Genomic DNA, 19,798 nt, shown 5'->3' with positions numbered 1-19,798 from the left:
TTTATTCGGAGGAGAGTATTTTTAGAATCGATTTAAGCTATTCCTTTACGTTGTCCTGCTGAAGGGATCGAAGAAACGGGCATTTGGAAGGAGCGGTATCGTCATCTCGCAAAAAATATTGTTTATACTCCAGGTTGCCTTGTGATCCGTATTGCTTTAATTCGGGATGAGCCGGTATGGTATCGTAGGTAGCCAAGCGTGCGCGGATTCTTGGAGCAATCGCTGCAGCTTTCTGAGGTTGTGCGTTCCATATATCGAGTACCCAGCGCGGTGTTAGAGCTAACATGAAATAAGGAAAGTGGCGACTTTGTCGTGATACATGGGCTGGCGTCCCGCAATAGACAAAATACCGTTCGTCATTGTAACAAAACTCCCACATGGGATGCTCTGGGTCTTCTGGAATATCTTTTGGCCAAGGCTTGTTATCCAAGTGTCTAATCTGGCTTAATAAATCCCAGAAGGCTGTTTCATAGGCCAATACATCCCGGACTTGTTTTTCCTTATCAAAAAATAAAATCAATGAAGAATATTCTCCGAATGAACGAGAGCATTCTCCATATTCCTTGAGTATGTCTGATACATTACGTTCTGCAGAGTCGTCTCCGAAATTAGAAACAAAACCGTATCGAAGGTGACCCAGGGCAAAAGCCTGTGTAGCCGGAATACAGGGAAATCGAGCCTCCCGGTCACTCATTTTCGAAGAGAATAAACGGTAAGCATCTCTTTTCCAGGTTTCGAGAGGAATCTCCTCATTCTCAATCTCAGAAGATGAAAACAACAACGACATGAATAGTCCTCCTTTTACCTATAGGATATAACCCAAGGGAAAAATGGTGACAGTCCAACTTATTTTTGTTATGGAGACATGCAAGTGATCGATGTAATAAACATACATATCACTTATCTTAAACGGATGAGGTGATATGTTGTTTTTTAATATCAAGGAATTGCAGTATCATGCCAAGCCGGATCGACCCGACCCCGTATTTGCAAGAAAACTACAAGAAGTACTGGGAGGACAATTTGGCGAAATTACCGTAGCCATGCAGTATTTATTTCAAGGCTGGAATGTCCGTGGAGATGGGAAATATAAGGACCTTCTTATGGATACGGGAACCGAAGAACTCGCTCATGTTGAGATGCTGGCTACGATGATCGCTCGCTTGCTGGACAATGCTCCATTAGCCACACTGGAAGAAGCCGCCAAAGACCCAGTTATTAATGCGATACTCGGTGGGAGCAATCCACAACACGCGATTGTAAGCGGACTAGGAGCAGCCCCAACCGATAGTAATGGATATCCCTGGAATGCAAAGTACACAATAGCAAGTGGTAATTTATTAGCTGATTTCAGACATAATCTAGCAGCAGAATCTCAAGGCAGACTTCAGGTTGCCAGGTTATATGAAATGACCAATGACCGCGGTGTGAAAGACATGTTATCGTGGTTGCTTGCTCGGGATACCATGCATCAGAATCAGTGGATTGCAGCGATAAGAGAACTTGAAGAAAAAGAAGGAATTGTTGTGCCCAGTACGTTCCCGAAAGAACTTGAGAAGAGAGATGTGGCGTATGTTCTCTTTAACTTCTCTCGTGGTGATGAGAGCGCAACCGGACGGTGGGCTCACGGTCCAAGTATGGATGGGCAAGGTACTTTCCAATATGTTCAGCATCCTCAGCCTTTGGCACCTGCGCCTAAACTTCCGCCAGCTCCGCCGTATATTTTTGATACCCCACCTGAGGTTCTAAGAAAAGGAAGTTCAGCTGATATGCCACCGTTTATGCCATAAGAATATGTATTCAAAATAGATAAAGGGAAACAGAATATATTCTGTTTCCCTTTTCATTAACAGAATGCATTATTCTAGTTCATGCACTTCTATTTGTTTTATGAGGTTGGAGCCAATACCAGAGATTGTTAACGGCTGGTTTACATAAAATTAGGAAGGGAACAGAAACTAGAATAGTAAGTTAATTCAGAATGGAGGAAAACCATGTTTTTTTATCGTGAAGACCTGATCAATATGATCGTACCAGACAAGCCTGATCCCGCGGCAGCAAAAGTATTGCAAGAGACGCTTGGCGGTCAATTCGGTGAAATGCGGACGATGATGCAATTTTTCTTTCAAAGCAGTAATTTTCGGGGCAACGCCACGCAGTTTAGAGATCTGATCCGTGGTGTATTTCTTGAGGAATTAAGCCATATTGAACTGGTGCAACAAACCATTAATCAGTTATTAACGGGAGCCGGTGCAGAGGGCGCGGGAGATGCAGGGGTCGACGGTGCTCCATTGGATGAAGCGATTAAACATGCCAACCCGCATCATTACATCATGGGGGCTCAGAGCTCATTGCCTGTTGATGCTGCAGGTAATCCATGGCTTGGAAACTATGTGTACGATCATGGGAATCTGGTAAGCAACTTACTTGATAATATTGTGTTGGAGTCTACGGGTGTGTTGCAAAAATCAAGAATATATGAAATGAGTACCAACAAAGCATTCCGTGAAACGCTGGGTTTCCTGATTGTTCGTGATAATGCGCATCAAAATGCATTTGCCAAAGCACTGGAGACCCTGGGTGTGAATTGGGGCAAAATATTCCCGATTCCCAACTATGACATTAATAAATATCCCGAATGCCGGAAATATGTAGATATGGGCTTCCACAATGCGCAGTTTAATTTCCGTTTAGACAATACACGCATCGCTGAGATTTTCAGTGGTCAAACGCCAAGTCGTAATGGTGGGGAACTGCAGGTAATCGATCCCCCACAAGGATATCCACTTCCTTATATGCCTGAACTTCCAAATGAGCATAGCCCAGGGATACATGATCTCAATGCATAAAGAATGAACATCAAGTATGAACAAGCACTCTATAGTATAGGACGGGTATGAAACTCAAGGTAATGACGAAAAAAGAGACACTTGTGCTCTCTTTTTTTGCAACGAATAAAAAAGGAACCCAAAGCTGGGTTCCTTTATGTGTTACATGAAAATGTTATTGCGGGCGGTTTTGATTCGAATACGAACCAAAGGATTGACCATTAGTTGAGATATTGGGAGTGTTGTATGGCTGCTCAAGATAAGATACGTGCTGTGAAGATGAGTGTGCAAGTTGTTGTGCAAGATTGGAGATTTGTTGTAATTGCTGGATGGCGGTTTGATGTCCTTGCAGTGCGGTCTGGATCATATGTGCAGCTTGTTGCTCGCGTTGTGCCAATTGCTCAAGTTGTTGAGCGTTGCTTTGTTCTTGTCTAAGTAGTTGTTGATATTGCATCGAAGCCTGCTGTGTTTGTTGTGTAAGTTGTTGAGCCAACTGCGTAATTTGCTGCGATTGAGAGAACTGATTCATGTGTAAAACCTCCTATGTGTTTTGATGTACTCGTGTATTATTTAATGAGGCCTCAAGAATTATTCAATATATCCAGTTTGTCTGAAATAAGGATTAATTTATGAACATGATTCGCTGTGGATTGGGAAGGCTACCTTTAGTGACCTAAAATGATACAGAAAAGGAATGACAACATGAGTAAAGCATCGACTAACGCTACAGAAGAAAAGAAACTGAAATGGTGGCAATTAAGTCTGCTAGGTGTGGCAGGAACAATTGGTACAGGGTATTTTCTGGGTTCCAGCCTTGCGATCTCGATTGGTGGTCCAGCTGTGCTGCTGGCCTATATCTTGGCGGCCTTGGGTACATATGTAGTTTTTGATGCGCTCGCGAGAATGACAGCGGACCATCCGGAACAAGGATCTTTTCGCTCATATGCCAAGAAAGCCTTTGGAAGTTGGGCAGGCTTTGCTAGCGGATGGTTCTATTGGTTTTCGGAGTTGCTCATTATGGGGAGTCAGCTAACCGCATTGTCCATTTTCTCCAGGTTCTGGTTTCCGTCTGTTCCGCTCTGGATCTTTGCTGCAGGATTCGGAATTGTAGGTCTTTGTATTGTATTCTTCGGTAACAAGGGATTTGACCGGGTTGAAAATGTACTGGCTATCATTAAAATTGCAGCCATCATCATGTTCTTGGTGCTTGCCATCGCCCTTCTCGCAGGGTGGATTGGGGGAACCAAGTATGAACACAAAGTACCGCTGGATATGGCAGCTATTTTTCCAAAGGGTGGCATCGGATTGTGGTCTGCGTTTCTTTTTGCGTTCTATGCTTATGGAGGTATTGAAGTTCTTGGCATTATGTCATATCGGCTTCAAAAACCGGAGGATGCCCCAAAGGCAGGAAAAGTCATGCTCATTGCGCTATCCACCGTATATGTTGTATCCATTGGACTCGCGTTAATTATGGTTCCTTTAAATGCATTCAATCCCAAAGAGAGTCCATTTGTACTGGCACTCAGTAGCGATCACCTTGCTTTTGTCCCACATTTGTTCAACGGGGTGCTCATTGTAGCCGGATTTTCAACGATGACAGCTTCGCTCTATGCGGTGACGTCTATGATTATTACCCTCGCTCAGGAGGGAGACGCCCCGCAGTTATTTTCTCGAAAGTGGAAAACGAAGTATCCGTTATTTGCCTTGTCCCTCATTGGTTGTGGGTTAGTTGGTACGATCATCATGTCTCTTTTACTCCCAGGCAAAGTATATGAATACATCACGACTGCAGCTGGACTGATGCTTCTGTACAACTGGTCGTTTATTTTGTTATCCTCCGGTAAACTGTTGAAATCAGGCAAGTTTGATGTGATCAAACGATGGATCGGCTTATTGTTAATCGCTACTGCAGTCACAGGAACGCTTTTTCATGCACTCAGCAGACCAGGTTTCTATATTAGCTTATTGCTTGTCTCTCTCATTGCCATTAGTGACGTTATTGTACAACGGATTCGCAAGAAGAAACCTGCGTCCCAAACATCATCAAACGCCGAGAAAGACGAAAGTGAAGAAAATGAGCAGCATTCTACGGGTATAAGCAGTTATCACATCACGGGTATTCGGTTACGCAAAAAAAACAAACTCAAATAAAGAAGAGAAATTGAATGGCTTTATATCCGAAGTAACAGCCAAAACCGACTAAAGAAAGTCCGGAAATGAGAGCAATTCCTTTAAGCACAGTAGAAGTGAGGTATTTGCGAAAAAAACTTACGGTAGTCGCCATGAATAGATCCCACAGAAGTACGCCAAAGATGATAGCTCCACTATAAATCAACAATTGATCCATAGGGGAGTCATTTACGGCCTTGGCTAGAACAGAGCCATAAATGCCTAGCCAGAACATGATGGAAAGAGGGTTAAACAGAGACATCAGGAATCCTTGAGTAAATGACTTGACAAGCTCCGAATCATCTCCTCTCATTTGAGAAGGGGCAAGGGTTCCTGCATTTTTAATACTTTCCACACCCGTATAGATCAATACAAAACAACCAAACATCCAGAGGAATACCCTTACAAACGGAAGTTCAAGCAGATGTACGATGCCGAAATACACCAGCAGCATGTAGATGATATCAGCTGCGATGGCTCCTAGTCCAACAAACCAGGCAGGCATGAACCCACCTCGAATACCCTTGTCCAATTGCGCAGCATTGATGGGTCCAATAGGGGCTGAAAGTGATAGCCCCAGGATCACATAACCTAACAGTATATAAATAAGATTGTCCTCCTTCCCATACTGTAACAGCATATTCTTCAAAATGCTTTTGTAGGACATGATTATTCAGGGCAATGTATACTTTTTGCACGATTGATCCATATTACTCGGAAATAGTGGGGGTGATTGTATGCTTATACGTTGGATAAAGGAGGTATTTACATCACAAAAGAAAGGAGAAACATTCAATAAACGAACACAACATTCACAAAGACTGGATATTTCGCTAGAAGATAAACTTAACAGTATTATCGAGGCATTTGAGTATAGTCCTGATTTTGTAGTTCGGGAGTTCCCTATGTTAGAGGAGGAGGGTACTGCTCTAGCTGTTTGTTACATGGAAGGGTTAACAGATTCTACGCTGTTGGTTGAACTTATGGACAATATCATTCAATGGATGAATACAGATCCGCTACCGGGAGATCAGCCTAAAGATGTGTTAGTGAAAAAAATCTTACCCGCCGGAAATATCCGAAATATTGATTCGCCGCAACTTATCTATGAAACTTTGTTAACAGGCCACGTCGTTATTCTTATTGATGGTGTAAAGAATGTTCTTGCAGTGCCGATCGCCGGAGGAGCCAGAAGATCTGTAGAGGAACCCACGTCCCAAACGGTGGTCAGAGGACCAAAGGAAGGATTCACAGAGGAACTAACGACCAACATTACTCTTGTTCGACGAAAAATACGAACTCCTGATTTAAAATTCCAGATGCATACCATTGGAAAGTACACCCAGACAGTGGTTGCACTGGCTTACATCCAGGGTATTGCAAAGCCACAAGTCATTGAAGAGGTTACTAGGCGTTTAAATGCCATCAACACAGATAGTATACTCGAGAGTGGTTACATAGAAGAATTTATTGAGGATGCACCGCTTACTCCTTTTCCGACCATGATCAATACGGAGCGCCCAGATACGGTTGCCGGCAGTCTATTGGATGGTCAAGTAGCCATTATGGTAGATGGTACGCCATTTGCCTTGATTGCACCTGTGACTTTTTTTAATTTTTTTCAAACGCCCGAGGATTATTATCAGCGTTATGATATCTCTACCTTTCTGCGGATTATACGGTTAATCTGTTTCCTCGTATCTTTGTTGCTGCCTTCGACTTTCATCGCACTAACCACCTTTCAGCAGGAGATGATACCTACAACGTTATTGGTCACCCTGGCTGCACAACGGGAAGGGGTCCCTTTCCCGGCATTACTTGAAGCTCTCCTTATGGAAATCACGTTCGAGGTCATTCGTGAAGCTGGAGTGCGAATGCCGCGAGCCATTGGACCTGCAATCTCCATTGTTGGTGCATTGGTCATCGGACAAGCTGCGGTAGAGGCGGGATTGGTCTCAGGCGCGATGGTCATTGTGGTTTCTTTTACAGCAATAGCGAATTTTGCTATACCCTATTTCAGTATGGCCACAGCAGTAAGGCTATTACGTTTTCCGTTTATGGTACTGGCAGGTACGCTGGGGCTGTACGGCATATTGGCCGGAGCCATCCCATTACTTGCACACCTGGTATCTCTGAAGTCATTTGGCGTTGACTATCTGATGCCGTATAGTCCGTTTTTCAAGTCAAATATGAAGGATCTGTGGTTGAGAGTACCCTGGTGGGCTATGAAGACTAGACCTGATGAGAAGTCCAATACGAATAAGACGAGACAAGCCCCTCATCAATACCCGTCAGGATCGGATAACATTATAGACCGTATTAATGAAGCTGAGAACGAATAAGGAGCGATTTATATGATTCGTTTGCAGTCCATATTAATCTTACTCATGGTTGGACTGATTACTGCTGGTTGTGGAAATCGCACAGAATTAAATGATCTGGGCATCGCAACAGCAACAGGATTTGATCGAAAAAACGGAAAGTGGATCATTACCTATCAGATTATTGTACCACCAGCGAGCAGTTCAATTGGGTCGTCGTCTGGTGGATCTCAAGCCCCCGTGAACACATTTTCATCAGAAGGCAAAACGATTCGGGAAGCTGTTGCCCAAAGCAGCGTGGAGAATCCCAAAAGATTATATTTTGCACATACCAATGTCGTTCTGATTGGTGAAGAAGCGGCAAGATACGGGATTGCGGAGATCATGGATCACTATTATCGAAATATTGGTTCTCGGGAATCTGCCAAACTTATTATTGCAGATGGTCAAGCAAGGGAGTATCTCGAAAAATTGATTCCTCCAGAGAAACAGCCTGGCCGTGCTTTATCCGAGATTTTGGAACGGAATAATGAAAAAGGGTCGTACTATCCCGTGATGAACATACATGAGGTTGCTCTGAAGATCACTTCAGACAGTGGATCAGCCGGAATTCCTGGTGTTACAACAGATACACTGGGCGATAACAAACAGAGTTCAATTGATATTTTTAAGGAAACATCAATACCCGGGAATTTAAGAATTCAAGGATTAAGTGTATTTCTCAAAGACAAAAAGATCGGAGTTCTGAACCAAAAAGAAAGTATGGGTATCGTCTGGCTAACAGACAGGGTGAACTGGACCAACTTGACCTATAAAGGTGCAAAGGGGGAGGTGAACTCTTTTCTTGTGCGCAAAGCAAAAGTTAAGGTCGTTCCTGTGAAAAAGGGGCTTCATTATGCTGTTCAGGTAGATGCAAAGGTCGACGCTGAACTGGATGAGAGCACATCTGGTGAGGATATAGTTAGAACACACACTATTCATGAATTGCAGCGACAGGCTGAACAAGTCATTCAAGCACAGATATTGGACGGATGGAGAGGGAACCAGAGGCTTCATGTCGATATGTTGGGGATCGCGAACAAAATACATCAAAGACATCCCAAAGAGTGGAAAGTTCTAAAAGACAACTGGTCTAGTGAATTGGCACAGATGGATATTAACATAAACGTAAACGTAACTTTGGAACGAGTAGGTTTGCTTCAAGATTCTTTCAGCAAGTTGCTTGGCGAACAGAAAGACTAACACCAAGGAGAGGTTCAATCATGAAATTGTCTAGGGAGCTTCGCGTATCCGAATTGGCTGTTTGTCTTTCCTTATTTGAAGTTGGCAGTACAACCTTGTTTCTGATAGGTGGAGATGCCAAACAGGATGCATGGTTAGCCATGCTCGCCGGGGCTGCTGGTGGCTTGGTGTTACTACTCCTACATCTGGCTATTCATCATCAGGAACCTGAATTGGATTTGTTTCTTCTGTGTCGCCGTTATATGGGAAAAGTACTAGGGACAATCGTAAGCCTTTCATTTGTAGCTTATTTCGCCTATGAGGCTTCACGAAATTTACGTGACATCAGTGAAGTCACTGAATTGACCTTACTGAACAGAACGTCGATGTGGATCATCAGCATGATCATCATTATCGTTGTATCCAACACCGTACGATATGGATATCGTGTACTGTTTCTCATGTGTATGATTCTGTTTCCGCTCATGGCGCTGGGCTATGCGTTAATCAGTTTCTTAATTCCAACAACAGGTCTTTTTCACTCGGATCTGGCCTTGCCTGTTATGGAGAATGGGTGGAAGCCGATTTTTCAAGCTGCTTTTCCGGAGATCGTATCCTTTCCATTTGGGCAGGTTGTCTTATTCCTGGTCTTTTATCCCTATGCTCGGAAAGGAAGGAATCTTAACAGAGCGGTGATCATCGCCTATATCCTAACGGCTCTCGCTTTAACATTTATCAATCAACTTATCATTTTTGTCTTGGGTCCTCAGATTGCTGCCTATAGTACACTCCCGCTTTTGGAGACAGTACAATTAATCAATTTGACTGAAGTGTTTGAACGGATGGATGCCTTGTTCACTTTACTCCTTTTCCTCGGATTGGGTATTAAAATGGCTGCATTTTTCCATGGCGCCGTAATTGGACTCGAAAGAGTAACTGGAGCGAACTATAGGAAATGGGTGTTTCCAGTAGGGCTTGTTCTATATGGGTTGTCTTTTTTATCACCGACATTCACAGAACATATTGAGATAGGGCGAGGATTCACTTTGAATTATAGTTCTCCTGTATTTCAAATCTTTTTACCCATACTACTATTGGTCGTCATTCTCCTGAGAAAGAAAGGGATGCAGAAAAGCGAAAAAAACTAGCTTTAAATATGAAATTCATATACTCTGGAATCAAAAAACGACCCAGTCGTAACTGAGTCGCTTTAGGCGTTAACCATTAATTGTCATCCAACAATTTCAACGCCATGTCTGATTTCTCCATATCGTGTTTAACTTGCTCTTCTATACTATAGGGATGATACATCTCATTCTTGATCATATAGTCTGCGATCTTTTGGTGGCTTTCGATTGCCGTATCCAATTGAGCTTTAAGGACTTTCCGAACTCGGGGGGTTGCAGTTTCGGTAAGGGCTATCGCATAGGTACGTACCGCCGACTTAGCAGAAAGAAGCATATCGGTGGCAATGGCCATATCATCCATGGGAGCAACGGCTTTAACGAGCATTTCTTTCGTTTTGGTTGTAGTCATAAGAGAACCCTCCTTATTTTAATAGAGATTTTAATTGTTCAATAGCGTTGGAAGAGTTGTCCAAATCATCTTCGATTAAGGATTTTAGTGTGTCGTCTTTTACGAGTTCCAGCATCGTTACGGCTTTGGTGGCACACGAAGTTTTGAGAGTTAGCAGTTCATGTACTTCGAGTTTCTCATGTAATGCAAGTTCCTTAGTTGCCATCATTAAGCACCTCCAAAAAATAGTTGTTTATAATAGCTAATAACCTGCTGCGAAGCATATAAACAGGATTTATTATAATTAATTCGAGAAAAATAGTATTTAACTTTTTATTTATCTGTTGATCTCATATCCAGGTCATGGTGAAGTTCCGTGGCAGGAATGACGGGCTCAGGTATCTGTCCCTTTGGAACAGGATTGGAGATATATACATAGTCTCCGGTTCCATCAGGTGCACTTCCTGTAGCCCATAAACCTTCGGCGGATTCAGTTCCCTCGGAGAGATTCCAGAATTCATAGGCCTGCGGCTGAGATTCTTGCTCGGCTTCAGGAGGGAAAGAGGCTGGAACAACGACTCCATTCTTTTCTTCCAGTTCCTGAATAGCGGCCATCCATTGATACTGGTGATAACGATCACGTGCTAACATTTTACGGAAAGTAGCCCGCACACCTTCATCAGTTGTCATATGGTACAGTCTTGCCACCTGAAGGCGACCCTGACTCTCGGCATGCAAATTGGAGCGCATGTCTGCAAGCAAGTTTCCGCTTGCCACGATATACGAACCATTCCACGGAACACCGTTAGAGTTGGTTGGCAAACCACCAAGACCGCTGACGAGCAGATGTTGTGGGTTGATACCGCCCATAATTGCTGCTGTCACAGGATCCTTAGCGGCTTGTTGTTGTTCCTCAGGAGTAGCACCATCCAGCAACTGACTGATCAATGAGCAGAGCATCTCGACATGTCCAATTTCTTCGGTGCCAATATCCATTAGCATATCTTTATATTTCTCTTCACCTCGACAATTGAATCCCTGAAAAAGATACTGCATCATGACGGTCATTTCACCAAATTGCCCTCCCAACACTTCTTGAACCTGACGTGCAAGCATGGGATCGGGACGATCTACTTTGACTTCAAATTGCAACTCTTTCTGATGTCGAAACATGTGAATCCCTCCAATAAAGATGTCTTAAAATTCTGATGATTTCAAAATTTTATTAACCTGTCTATTGGAAATTAAACAGTAAAATTAAAAAAGACAAAGCAGGAGAATGGGGGCTTCTCCTGCTTTGTCTTTTTAATTCACTACAACATTTTGTTAGACGTCTTCCAATAAACTCTATTCTGAATCCGGTCTTTTGACTTGAAGCGGTGGAGGGATGAGCCAGCCTTTTTCTTTGTTCATTTGAAGAATTCGGAGGCCTAGAGCTGTTTTGGTTGCATGATATTTAGCAAATAACGCGCCAATATCTTCTCTGATCGATTGCCCAATCGTTTGGCTTGCAGCAACCAGACCCATGGCTGTATCGGCTGTTACTTTTGCAGCAATCTCGGGATCTGTGAATCTTGCGCCAGCCGGGATATCCTCAAACTCAACATGTGGTCTTTCCGGCAGTGTTGGTGCAGGGGCAATACCATTTTCAGTCAATAGTGTATCACATTCTTTAATTTCGAGTTTGGCTTGGTCCAGCAGGTCTTCCAAGATTTTCTTCAAATCTTTATCTCCTGCATGACTCATATAAGCTTGGTAGCAAGACACAGCGCCTTTGGCTATTGTGGAACATTGCCATACACTAAAGATTTCACCATAATGCATCGGCTCGTTCTTGGGGTTGCCACTTAGAATACCCATGATTTGATTTCCCTCCAGTATGTTAATTTACCACCAACTTATGATCGCCTGTATTCTATAAAATTATGCACTGAACGGGGAATCGAGGATGTTATCTAAATTAACAACATATTTATTATGTAAACTAAGAGAATCTAAACAAATTTATCTTGTTATTCAAAAAGGAAAAACCAGCAGAACAGGTCTGCTGGTAGGAGTGCAACGTGTATTTTTAGACTGGAAAAAGTGGGTTACCATTCATCCCGATCCATAATTCTGACTTTTCAAGCTGTCCAGCCAGATGTAATAACCAATCTTCACGTCCCTTGGTTGCCATCACCTGAACACCCATTGGCAAACCTTCTGGTGTCATATGCAAAGGCACACTTATCGCAGGCTGGCCTGTTAAATTCGCAAGCTGGGTGAACGGAGTATACGTAAGACTTGGCTCAAACATCTCATAGATGAGTTGTTGCTGCTGGGTCTTGTCCAGTTCGCTGATCCGCATCAGGTTACGGATCTGTTCATCATGAGGTGTTAACTCTCCAATTTTGGGCGCAGAAAATGCATTAACGGGTGTGACGTAGAAGTCGTAACGCTCAAACAAAGTGGACATCTGAGCAGCGGCAACATCCCATTCAGCCAGACTATGCACGAATTCCGCAGCGGACACCTTTTTGCCAGCTTCAGCCAGAACCCAGGATTCAATCTCCATATCATCTGAGGTAAGAATTCGGCCCATGGAACGTTCCATGGAAGAGATCATTGCCGCCATTTCTCCACTGTTCATCATATAGTAGTTCTCCATCAACCGGACTCCGTTAACCGGACTCAGCTTTTCTTCAACAAGATGCCCTTGGTCTTCCAACCAGCGAACGAGTTTGTGCACAGATTCTTTGGCTTCTGCGCTGACGGGTGTACCTACAGGTGAATCTGTTGTGTACGCAATTTTCAGTTTGCGTTGATGAGGATAGCTCATATCTGCCAAGTAACTGCCTGGAAATAGTGGAGCATGAAACGCAGCTTCAGGCTGAATGACTTGCAAAGTATCGAGGAGGGCGGCGCTGTCCCGAACCGAGCGGGACAGGGCAAAATCAATGGATGCGCCTTGCCATTGACGACCAACTCCAGGCCCCACAGGTGTCCGTCCGCGTGTTGGTTTTAATCCAAACAAGCCGCTAAAGGAAGCCGGGATACGAATCGAACCGCCTCCGTCACTGGCTCCGGCAAGCGGGACAATCCCTGAAGCTACTGCCGCGGCAGCACCGCCACTTGACCCACCTGGGGAGTGATTGATATTCCATGGATTGCGAGTTGGACCATGAAGACGGGGCTCGGTAATATTTTTTAAACCAAATTCAGGCGTATTGGTATGTCCTATAATGATAAAGCCTGCATCACGTAGTCGAGTGACAAAATTGGAATTGCGTAATGCACGATGCTCGCTGAACAAACGGGAGCCTGAAGTCAGAAATTCACCTTCCAAGGATTGCGAAATATCTTTCAGGAGCAGGGGCACACCGGCAAAAGGTTGTTCGCCGGGGCGAACCAAACCGGCTTCCTCCCGTGCGCGATTTTCATATGTACGAATAACCGCATTAAGTTGCGGATTCACTTCTTCAAGGCGTGCAAACGCCGCTTCCAGCATTTCAACCGGGGATACTTCCCGGGATCGGATCAGTTCAGCCAAACCTACGGCGTCGTAGGAGGTATATGAGAATGAAGACATTAATGATCGTTCCTCTCTGAATATAATTCATCTGTTTATTCCATATGTCATCGTACCACCGGATTAGACAAAAGACAAAACATAGAAGAGACGTAGTGCGATGATATGCATATTCGTTATGAGGTTGGAGGGAGAAGAGCGGAGGATTTGCGATATAGAAATAAAGAACAGGGTTAATAGCTCATATTGCTAATTGAGAAAATGATCGAGTAATGGAATTGAAAAAACCACTGCTCATCTAATTTGATGTGCAATGGTTTTATTTTATATTTGACTATTTGTTTATATGTGAACCTCAGATATATCCACTTACTCTGTACGCAGCTTCGGTGCAGCATCAGCCGCAGTTGATGATCTTTCCTGCTGTCTGGAAATGGCGAAGAGGGCCACCCAGATCAGGATAAAACCAAGCAGCTGCTCCCATGTAATCAGTGTACGGAAAGCAATCCAGTTCACCAACACACCCGCCATCGGGAAGCTAAGTTCTGCGAGTGTTGCAACAGATGCTTTGGTTGACGACAGACCTTTGTAATACAACAGAAGACTGAGCAAACCTGGTAACAATGCCTGACCAAGAATGTTGAGGATGACAGCAGTCTGTTCACCCGTTCCGGACGGAAACGTCCATGCCGCACCTTCATTCCACGTCATAAAGATCAGGAGCGGGAGAGCAACGACAAAGCGAAGAGAGGTGACCGTTTCATAACGCGCCTGCCCCAGCATCAATCGGCCCATTACGGTTGAACCTCCCCATAAGGCAGCAGCCCCAAGGGATAACAAGCTTCCAGCATGAATCCAGTTGTCCCAGTTACCTAATGGCAATGTGAAGCCAAATGTAAGCAGGTACGTTCCTGCTAATGCTATGAAGAACAATCCACCAAAGCGACGTGGCAAGGTTTCTTTTAATAACAGTTTAGCCAGCACGATAGCGAAGAGGGGTTGCATTTTTTGCAATAAAAGCACCGTATTTGGATCGTTATGTGTTAGTGCCATGGTGAACAATACCGTTGCGAGTGCTGATCCTCCCCATGAGATAAAAATCACGGCAATCCAGTGGCGAGCACGCAGGTTTTTCAGGTCAGACCGGAATTTCCACAGCACGGGAATGGCAATAAGACTGACGATGATATGTTCCACCAGTACAATCTGCGTGGATGTCATCGTGTTTAGCAAAATAATGCGGAAGAGTGGGTCGACACCCCATAAGGCGGCGCCTAGAACTACAAGCCAGAATCCGGTATTACTTCGTTCCTTGCGGTAAACAGGTGATGCTGCTGATGTCTTTTCCATATTCAGGACTCCTTCGTCAGAACACGGAATCTTCAGTTGGCAAAATCGACAAAAGCCCCCGTTTTGGTATATACCAAATAAACGGGGGCTCATCCAAGGACATGCGTCAGGAAAGAGGCCTTCCCGTGAACGGCATGTCAATGTGTTGATCTTCTCTCATCCGGACTGTACCGTCGGCCTTGGATTCACACCAAGTCAGTCGCTAAATGTCCTTTGTTAAGAACAAATAGCGAGTCGCGGGCTGGTTCCGAAGAACATCACCGCCGGTTGGGAATTGCACCCTACCCCGAAGATCCTATTCAATTATATAGTGTGTTGAACAAGCTGTAACATTAATAAGTTCATCTTATTCCTGTAAGCGCTAGCAGTTCAAGCATTTTTTTTAGAAAACGATTTTCCAGCTGCCTTGCTGTCTGCGAAGGAGTACGATCTGACCAGCGTGATACGCATCATGGAGTACCCAGCGAGCTAGTTCGTGTGCCCATTTCTCTTCGGAGTCCATATATGCGGCTTCAAGATCTGACTCTTGTAGTGCAGCCAATTGATCTCGCAACTGTTGGGCTAATCGAGTTGTACCTTGTAGCAGTGTATTCCATCCGGCTGTGTCAGTTGCATCTCCAGGATTCCCAAATGTGTATTCATTGGAGTCTACAGCAGGAAGGGTAGGCTCCTTACCTTGCATGCGACATAATAAGCGATGGTTGTAATAATACATATGGTTAACCAACTGCCAGATACTTAATCCCCCTGAGGGTGGAATCCAGGCTGCTTGTTCTGCTGTAAGACCCTCCAAGGATTTCGACAAAGGTACAATCCAATTACATTGATCCCAGGTATCATCCTTCTGAATACGTAACACATCTAGTGCTGTTGTTTTCGTCATTGCCTTTTCCTCCTTGCGTATAATTGTGATATGTGTTGTAACTAGCTAAAACTGGTTAATGAGGTTACACTTAATATAACACATCAAAGATGAGTTGTAACCTTCTTTATCAAATTAGATGGTTACACTAAACGGAGGTATATATATGGACAGGTTATGGACCGATTTTGTAAACAGCGATTATCACGACTGGCGTGGGGGAGATCGATCGGAGGACAGGCTTGGGAAGGCGAGCTGGCAGCAAGACTTTCTGGCTCGATGGCAACTTAACGCTTCTGTCCCTGCATCTCCAGAAGATGAGTTGTCCATGAGAAACTTCAGGAACAAATTGAAGGCTCTGGGAGCCCGCTTGTCTTCTGGAGCATCATTAACGGATATAGAAAAACAATGGTTAAATGGCATTATGGAAAAAGGGCATGTGAGAAGAACATTGACTACAATTGATCAGGAACTGAAACTCCAACTGTTAGCTGTAGAAGCACATTGGCATCAGGTTATGGCTGAGGTAGCTGCTGATTTTGCCACGACTTTGGTGGAGGGCGAAGGGCATAGGATTCGGATCTGTGATAATTCGGATTGTCGCTGGATGTTCTATGATGATACCCGAAGCAGAACACAGAAGTACTGTGATGATAAGATGTGTGGAAATCTGATGAAGGTCAGAAGATTTCGGGCGAAACGAAAATCCCAAAATTGATAAATACTAACAATAACTATATAATGTATATATACTAGCGAAAAAATAGTCAGAAGCAGTACAGATTCGTAAGCAGGATATGATCGTCTTTCAAACCAAATCAGATGGGAGATGTGTCTTGTGCGGACAAGTTATCTGTTGAAAAATGGCTGTGTGTTGTCGATGGATGCTCGAATTGGACAGTATAAGAGGGCGGACGTTCTGATCCAAGATTCGTTGATCACGGCGGTTCAACCCGATCTGGATATTCCGGATGCGGAGATCATTGATGCTTCATCGATGATTATTATGCCTGGGCTGGTGGACACGCATCGGCATATGTGGGAATCACTTGTCAAAACAGCGGGAACCAACTGGTCGTTACCAGTTTATTTGCAAAATCTCTATTATGGTGCAATGGGAAGCAAGCTCCGTCCAGAAGATAGTTATATTGCCAACTTGCTCGGTTCCTTGGAAGCGCTTAATGCAGGAGTGACAACGGTGTTGGATTGGAGCATGCCGTATTCCCCTGACCACACGGATGAACTGATTCGTGGACTTCAGGATGCTGGCATTCGGGCGGTATTTGCTCACGGAGTCCCTGGTGAGACGGACTACTGGAATCGGGATAGTCGACTTACGTATTCGAATAATGATGTGAGAAGAGTCAAAGAACGTTATTTTTCATCACGGGATCAATTACTTACTTATGGGCTTGCCATTCGTGGTCCGGAGTTCAGTCATTGGGATACAACCGTGAAAGAGATCGAACTAGCACAAGAACTGGATGCGATCTGTTCCATGCATGCCGGATTTGGCAGTTGGGGATCTGTGGATCGCTCGATTAGTCACTTGTACGAAGCAGGACTGTTAAGTCCACGGGTGAATATCGTTCATGGTAACACTATGGGCATGGATGAATACAAAATGCTGGCAGATAGCGGCGCTTCCTTGTCGGTCACACCTGAAGTTGAAATGATGATGGGTCATGGATATCCGGCCACCGGCTATTTTCTTGAACATGGGGGAACCCCTACACTTGGTGTAGATGTGGTAACGTCGACAGGCGGAGATATGTTCTCGCAGATGAAGTTTGCACTTCAAGCTGAACGATCCAGAGCCAATGAACAACTTTTGCAGCAGGGTGAGATGCCTGGTGAGTTGAACTTGCAGTCCAGCCAAGTGCTGAGATTTGCAACTTCAGCTGGTGCACAAGCATTGGGATTGGAGCAGAAGGTGGGCTCGTTGACCCCGGGAAAAGAAGCGGATCTGATCATGATTCGTACCACCGATCTGAATATGTTCCCTGTTCATGATCCAATCGGCGCTGTCGTGCAATTTGCCAATCCATCCAATGTGGATACGGTCTTTGTGGCAGGTAGACTTGTGAAGCGAGAGGGCAAACTTTTGAATGTTGATCTGGATGCGATTCGGGATACGGCGATGCAGAGCAAAGATTATTTGTTAACCCAATACCGGATGTCAGATGCAGAGAGAATTGCTTTCTCATAATTTACTTTTTCATAAAAACCTGAAATGAAGTCAGTTTGTATTTTTATATACACCTCTACCTATAGCAAGAAATAAAGGGCCGCATAATGATATGTGGCTCTTTTATATGCCTTCATATCGTGGAATTAGACAGGATAAGGGAGGAAGATACAGCAGAAAAAGACGAAAAGAGCTCTCATTCTTATAACTTCAGATAACAAGGATGTAGAGGTATTCTTCACGAAAAATAAGGCTCTTAAAAACTGCGCATAATATAAATTATACGCAGTTTTGTTTTAAATCCATTTTCATATTCATCCACGTGCAACAGATCATGAACATTTTCGCGATAAAACAACAAAATAAGCGATCTCCAAAAATAAATTTAACCAAGCAACGCTATAACGTGTTAGATTAGTTGCAAACATCTTTAACCGAGCACATATTCATTTTTCCTGGATTTTTTTATATAGAAGCTAAAGGAAGATAACAGCAGGGGAAGGTTGGAATTTTCTTCATATATGGGTAAGTAATTAGGGAAGTAACCAACTTAATCACGGGGGCGGGGTTGCGGCTAAGCCAAATATGAAATATATTTGGGGATGTGACATGCCATCAGACATAAGAGAGGGGATGTATCATGAACACACCATTACATACGAATTCAGATCATCAAAATGAAGCTTTTGGATTTGCCTTGGCTGACTCATCCGTACTTGCAGAGGCACAATTAGTTGTTTCACAATCAGGAGGTGCAGATGACCTACAGTTGGATATTGATCCGCAGCGTCTTCTGAAGGATGGACGTAAGGTATCTGTCATTGCACAACAGTTGGATTCACCCGTCAATCGTCAAGATGCCAATATCATCTATGGTCAGGAGCTGGCATACGTGCAGTATGCTGTTAATCTGAAACCGGATAGCTCAATCTCCATTACATCTATTGAAGGCGTTGAACAGTCTGTTAATCTTGGTTGGGCAGCATTTACAGAGGGGGAATACGAACTGCGAATCTCCCTGCATATGAAAACACCTCGTATTGCCGAAGGTACACTTGAACCTGAACAGCTTGCAATGGTTAAGTATGCACAAGTTATCACTGTATATATATCGCTTTTCCCGGCAGAAGCAGCGTCGTTGAGTTCACCAACTCAAGCTGTGTGGAGCAGAAACCATCATGTGTTTGACTCCTACGGGAGAGGAGGGTTCATTCTCGCTGACCTGCCTCGACTCGCTGAACGTGTAGAGGAACTGATAGGACAAGGTAACCATAATCTGATCGAGCAATTTGCCGAAGGGAATCTGTCAGATACGTTGCTGGAAGAGGGGCTGATGGTGATTGCCTGGGGCGTGACTCCGTGGTGTTATTCACTCTATTCTGCACCAGATGAGCAGTCGGCTGGAATACTTGCCGTGGACAAGCTGGGTGATGAACCTGAACGGCAAGGGATCTACCGTATTGATCCGTCCATTCAACAATTAAGTATCATACCTGCGAATGAGCTGGCTTACTGGCCTGCCTGCGTTCAGAACGATTGGCCTGTCATTGATGTGGCGGGTGAAGGCGAGACGTTGCATATGAATTTGTATACTCAGATCTGTGAATCCGTGAATGGTCTGCACGAGAATCCATTGCCATCGTTTGTACTTACCCGTAGTCAAGGCAAACCTGAAACGATCATTCCGCTGATTGACGTTGTCATTGTGGATGAAGCGTAGAGCACTGCTTTATAATAAATATATAAATTGAACTAATCATTTACACGAAAACGGAGAGGACAGAAAGAACCTGAAAAAGTGAAGCGTTCGCCTTTATCCACGGATTTTCCCCTTGA

The 19,798-nt window shown here is 44.1% G+C and carries 19 protein-coding genes and 1 riboswitch; of the genes, 9 read left to right on the top strand and 10 right to left on the bottom strand.

Annotated features, from left to right (window positions below):
* Positions 1-37: 37 nt before the first annotated feature.
* Positions 38-787, bottom strand: a complete 750-nt coding sequence (locus MHB43_RS18605; RefSeq protein ID WP_405117693.1) for a YqcI/YcgG family protein — start codon at positions 785-787, stop codon at positions 38-40.
* A 139-nt stretch (positions 788-926) separates the two neighbouring features.
* On the opposite strand from MHB43_RS18605, the gene MHB43_RS18600 reads away from it, so the two are divergent.
* Together MHB43_RS18600 and MHB43_RS18595 are read left to right on the top strand one after the other, a co-directional pair.
* Positions 927-1,790 (top strand): manganese catalase family protein, encoded by an 864-nt coding sequence (locus MHB43_RS18600; RefSeq protein WP_339185411.1) that lies wholly within the window; start codon positions 927-929, stop codon positions 1,788-1,790.
* A gap of 204 nt (positions 1,791-1,994) precedes the next feature.
* Positions 1,995-2,849, top strand: coding sequence for a manganese catalase family protein (locus tag MHB43_RS18595; RefSeq protein WP_336758586.1), 855 nt, complete (start codon positions 1,995-1,997; stop codon positions 2,847-2,849).
* A 154-nt stretch (positions 2,850-3,003) separates the two neighbouring features.
* Here MHB43_RS18595 and MHB43_RS18590 read toward each other — a convergent pair whose 3' ends face one another.
* Complete coding sequence (locus MHB43_RS18590; RefSeq protein ID WP_145321997.1) at positions 3,004-3,357, bottom strand: AMP-dependent synthetase and ligase; 354 nt, start codon at positions 3,355-3,357, stop codon at positions 3,004-3,006.
* Between the two features lie 173 nt (positions 3,358-3,530).
* Between MHB43_RS18590 and MHB43_RS18585 the strand changes: the two genes are divergently transcribed.
* Positions 3,531-4,979, top strand: coding sequence for an amino acid permease (locus MHB43_RS18585; RefSeq protein ID WP_339177069.1), 1,449 nt, complete (start codon positions 3,531-3,533; stop codon positions 4,977-4,979).
* Here the strand turns inward: MHB43_RS18585 and MHB43_RS18580 are convergent.
* Entirely contained in the window at positions 4,972-5,637 is a 666-nt protein-coding gene (locus tag MHB43_RS18580) for a LysE family transporter (protein WP_272907476.1), read from the bottom strand. The genes MHB43_RS18585 and MHB43_RS18580 overlap by 8 nt on opposite strands.
* Positions 5,638-5,734: 97 nt before the next feature.
* Between MHB43_RS18580 and MHB43_RS18575 the strand changes: the two genes are divergently transcribed.
* The 3 genes from MHB43_RS18575 to MHB43_RS18565 are packed head-to-tail and all read left to right on the top strand — an operon-like array spanning position 5,735 to position 9,687.
* Positions 5,735-7,339: a spore germination protein gene (locus tag MHB43_RS18575; protein WP_339177067.1), complete on the top strand. Its 1,605-nt coding sequence runs from the start codon at positions 5,735-5,737 to the stop codon at positions 7,337-7,339.
* A 12-nt stretch (positions 7,340-7,351) separates the two neighbouring features.
* Entirely contained in the window at positions 7,352-8,560 is a 1,209-nt protein-coding gene (locus tag MHB43_RS18570) for a Ger(x)C family spore germination protein (protein WP_307411499.1), read from the top strand.
* 20 nt (positions 8,561-8,580) lie between these two features.
* The gene (locus MHB43_RS18565) at positions 8,581-9,687 is read left to right on the top strand and encodes an endospore germination permease (protein ID WP_339177064.1); all 1,107 of its coding nucleotides are present in this window, start codon (positions 8,581-8,583) and stop codon (positions 9,685-9,687) included.
* Positions 9,688-9,763: 76 nt separating this feature from the next.
* Here MHB43_RS18565 and MHB43_RS18560 read toward each other — a convergent pair whose 3' ends face one another.
* The 7 genes from MHB43_RS18560 to MHB43_RS18530 all read right to left on the bottom strand — a co-directional run bounded on the left by MHB43_RS18560 (position 9,764) and on the right by MHB43_RS18530 (position 15,795).
* A complete protein-coding gene (locus tag MHB43_RS18560) occupies positions 9,764-10,075 on the bottom strand; it encodes a spore coat protein (protein ID WP_339177062.1) in 312 nt (103 codons plus the stop codon).
* 13 nt (positions 10,076-10,088) lie between these two features.
* Entirely contained in the window at positions 10,089-10,280 is a 192-nt protein-coding gene (locus MHB43_RS18555) for a spore coat protein (protein ID WP_339185410.1), read from the bottom strand.
* 107 nt (positions 10,281-10,387) lie between these two features.
* Positions 10,388-11,227: a manganese catalase family protein gene (locus MHB43_RS18550; protein WP_339177060.1), complete on the bottom strand. Its 840-nt coding sequence runs from the start codon at positions 11,225-11,227 to the stop codon at positions 10,388-10,390.
* 174 nt (positions 11,228-11,401) lie between these two features.
* The gene (locus MHB43_RS18545) at positions 11,402-11,914 is read right to left on the bottom strand and encodes a DUF3231 family protein (RefSeq protein WP_237174895.1); all 513 of its coding nucleotides are present in this window, start codon (positions 11,912-11,914) and stop codon (positions 11,402-11,404) included.
* Positions 11,915-12,125: 211 nt separating this feature from the next.
* Entirely contained in the window at positions 12,126-13,622 is a 1,497-nt protein-coding gene (locus tag MHB43_RS18540; RefSeq protein WP_405117692.1) for an amidase, read from the bottom strand.
* A 309-nt stretch (positions 13,623-13,931) separates the two neighbouring features.
* Positions 13,932-14,912, bottom strand: a complete 981-nt coding sequence (locus MHB43_RS18535) for a DMT family transporter (RefSeq protein WP_074095439.1) — start codon at positions 14,910-14,912, stop codon at positions 13,932-13,934.
* Positions 14,913-15,056: 144 nt separating this feature from the next.
* Positions 15,057-15,210, bottom strand: a riboswitch (FMN riboswitch).
* Positions 15,211-15,294: 84 nt separating this feature from the next.
* Positions 15,295-15,795, bottom strand: coding sequence for a DinB family protein (locus tag MHB43_RS18530; protein WP_339177056.1), 501 nt, complete (start codon positions 15,793-15,795; stop codon positions 15,295-15,297).
* A 145-nt stretch (positions 15,796-15,940) separates the two neighbouring features.
* Here MHB43_RS18530 and MHB43_RS18525 point away from each other — a divergent pair, with 145 nt between their 5' ends.
* The 3 genes from MHB43_RS18525 (at position 15,941) to MHB43_RS18515 (ending at position 19,682) form a co-directional block, all read left to right on the top strand.
* Complete coding sequence (locus tag MHB43_RS18525; protein ID WP_405117691.1) at positions 15,941-16,492, top strand: CGNR zinc finger domain-containing protein; 552 nt, start codon at positions 15,941-15,943, stop codon at positions 16,490-16,492.
* 120 nt (positions 16,493-16,612) lie between these two features.
* Entirely contained in the window at positions 16,613-17,983 is a 1,371-nt protein-coding gene (locus MHB43_RS18520; RefSeq protein ID WP_405117690.1) for an amidohydrolase family protein, read from the top strand.
* A gap of 619 nt (positions 17,984-18,602) precedes the next feature.
* The gene (locus MHB43_RS18515; protein WP_339177050.1) at positions 18,603-19,682 is read left to right on the top strand and encodes a hypothetical protein; all 1,080 of its coding nucleotides are present in this window, start codon (positions 18,603-18,605) and stop codon (positions 19,680-19,682) included.
* The last annotated feature ends 116 nt before the right edge of the window (positions 19,683-19,798 follow it).

The organism is Paenibacillus sp. FSL H8-0317 (assembly GCF_045040685.1).
Classification (GTDB): Bacteria; Bacillota; Bacilli; order Paenibacillales; family Paenibacillaceae; genus Paenibacillus.
Note: the sequence above shows the minus strand (reverse complement) of the source record. Positions and strands in the feature narration are given on the sequence as shown.

What these genes read in the sequence shown, in the direction of transcription:
- MHB43_RS18605 (WP_405117693.1), bottom strand. Translation starts at nt 787, where the DNA reads ATGTCGTTGTTGTTTTCATCTTCTGAGATTGAGAATGAGGAGATTCCT.
- MHB43_RS18580 (WP_272907476.1), bottom strand. Translation starts at nt 5,637, where the DNA reads ATGCTGTTACAGTATGGGAAGGAGGACAATCTTATTTATATACTGTTA.
- MHB43_RS18565 (WP_339177064.1), top strand. Translation starts at nt 8,581, where the DNA reads ATGAAATTGTCTAGGGAGCTTCGCGTATCCGAATTGGCTGTTTGTCTT.
- MHB43_RS18545 (WP_237174895.1), bottom strand. Translation starts at nt 11,914, where the DNA reads ATGGGTATTCTAAGTGGCAACCCCAAGAACGAGCCGATGCATTATGGT.
- MHB43_RS18540 (WP_405117692.1), bottom strand. Translation starts at nt 13,622, where the DNA reads ATGTCTTCATTCTCATATACCTCCTACGACGCCGTAGGTTTGGCTGAA.
- MHB43_RS18515 (WP_339177050.1), top strand. Translation starts at nt 18,603, where the DNA reads ATGAACACACCATTACATACGAATTCAGATCATCAAAATGAAGCTTTT.
- MHB43_RS18525 (WP_405117691.1), top strand. Translation starts at nt 15,941, where the DNA reads ATGGACAGGTTATGGACCGATTTTGTAAACAGCGATTATCACGACTGG.
- MHB43_RS18550 (WP_339177060.1), bottom strand. Translation starts at nt 11,227, where the DNA reads ATGTTTCGACATCAGAAAGAGTTGCAATTTGAAGTCAAAGTAGATCGT.
- MHB43_RS18595 (WP_336758586.1), top strand. Translation starts at nt 1,995, where the DNA reads ATGTTTTTTTATCGTGAAGACCTGATCAATATGATCGTACCAGACAAG.
- MHB43_RS18530 (WP_339177056.1), bottom strand. Translation starts at nt 15,795, where the DNA reads ATGACGAAAACAACAGCACTAGATGTGTTACGTATTCAGAAGGATGAT.
- MHB43_RS18555 (WP_339185410.1), bottom strand. Translation starts at nt 10,280, where the DNA reads ATGGCAACTAAGGAACTTGCATTACATGAGAAACTCGAAGTACATGAA.
- MHB43_RS18590 (WP_145321997.1), bottom strand. Translation starts at nt 3,357, where the DNA reads ATGAATCAGTTCTCTCAATCGCAGCAAATTACGCAGTTGGCTCAACAA.
- MHB43_RS18560 (WP_339177062.1), bottom strand. Translation starts at nt 10,075, where the DNA reads ATGACTACAACCAAAACGAAAGAAATGCTCGTTAAAGCCGTTGCTCCC.
- MHB43_RS18535 (WP_074095439.1), bottom strand. Translation starts at nt 14,912, where the DNA reads ATGGAAAAGACATCAGCAGCATCACCTGTTTACCGCAAGGAACGAAGT.
- MHB43_RS18570 (WP_307411499.1), top strand. Translation starts at nt 7,352, where the DNA reads ATGATTCGTTTGCAGTCCATATTAATCTTACTCATGGTTGGACTGATT.
- MHB43_RS18575 (WP_339177067.1), top strand. Translation starts at nt 5,735, where the DNA reads ATGCTTATACGTTGGATAAAGGAGGTATTTACATCACAAAAGAAAGGA.
- MHB43_RS18585 (WP_339177069.1), top strand. Translation starts at nt 3,531, where the DNA reads ATGAGTAAAGCATCGACTAACGCTACAGAAGAAAAGAAACTGAAATGG.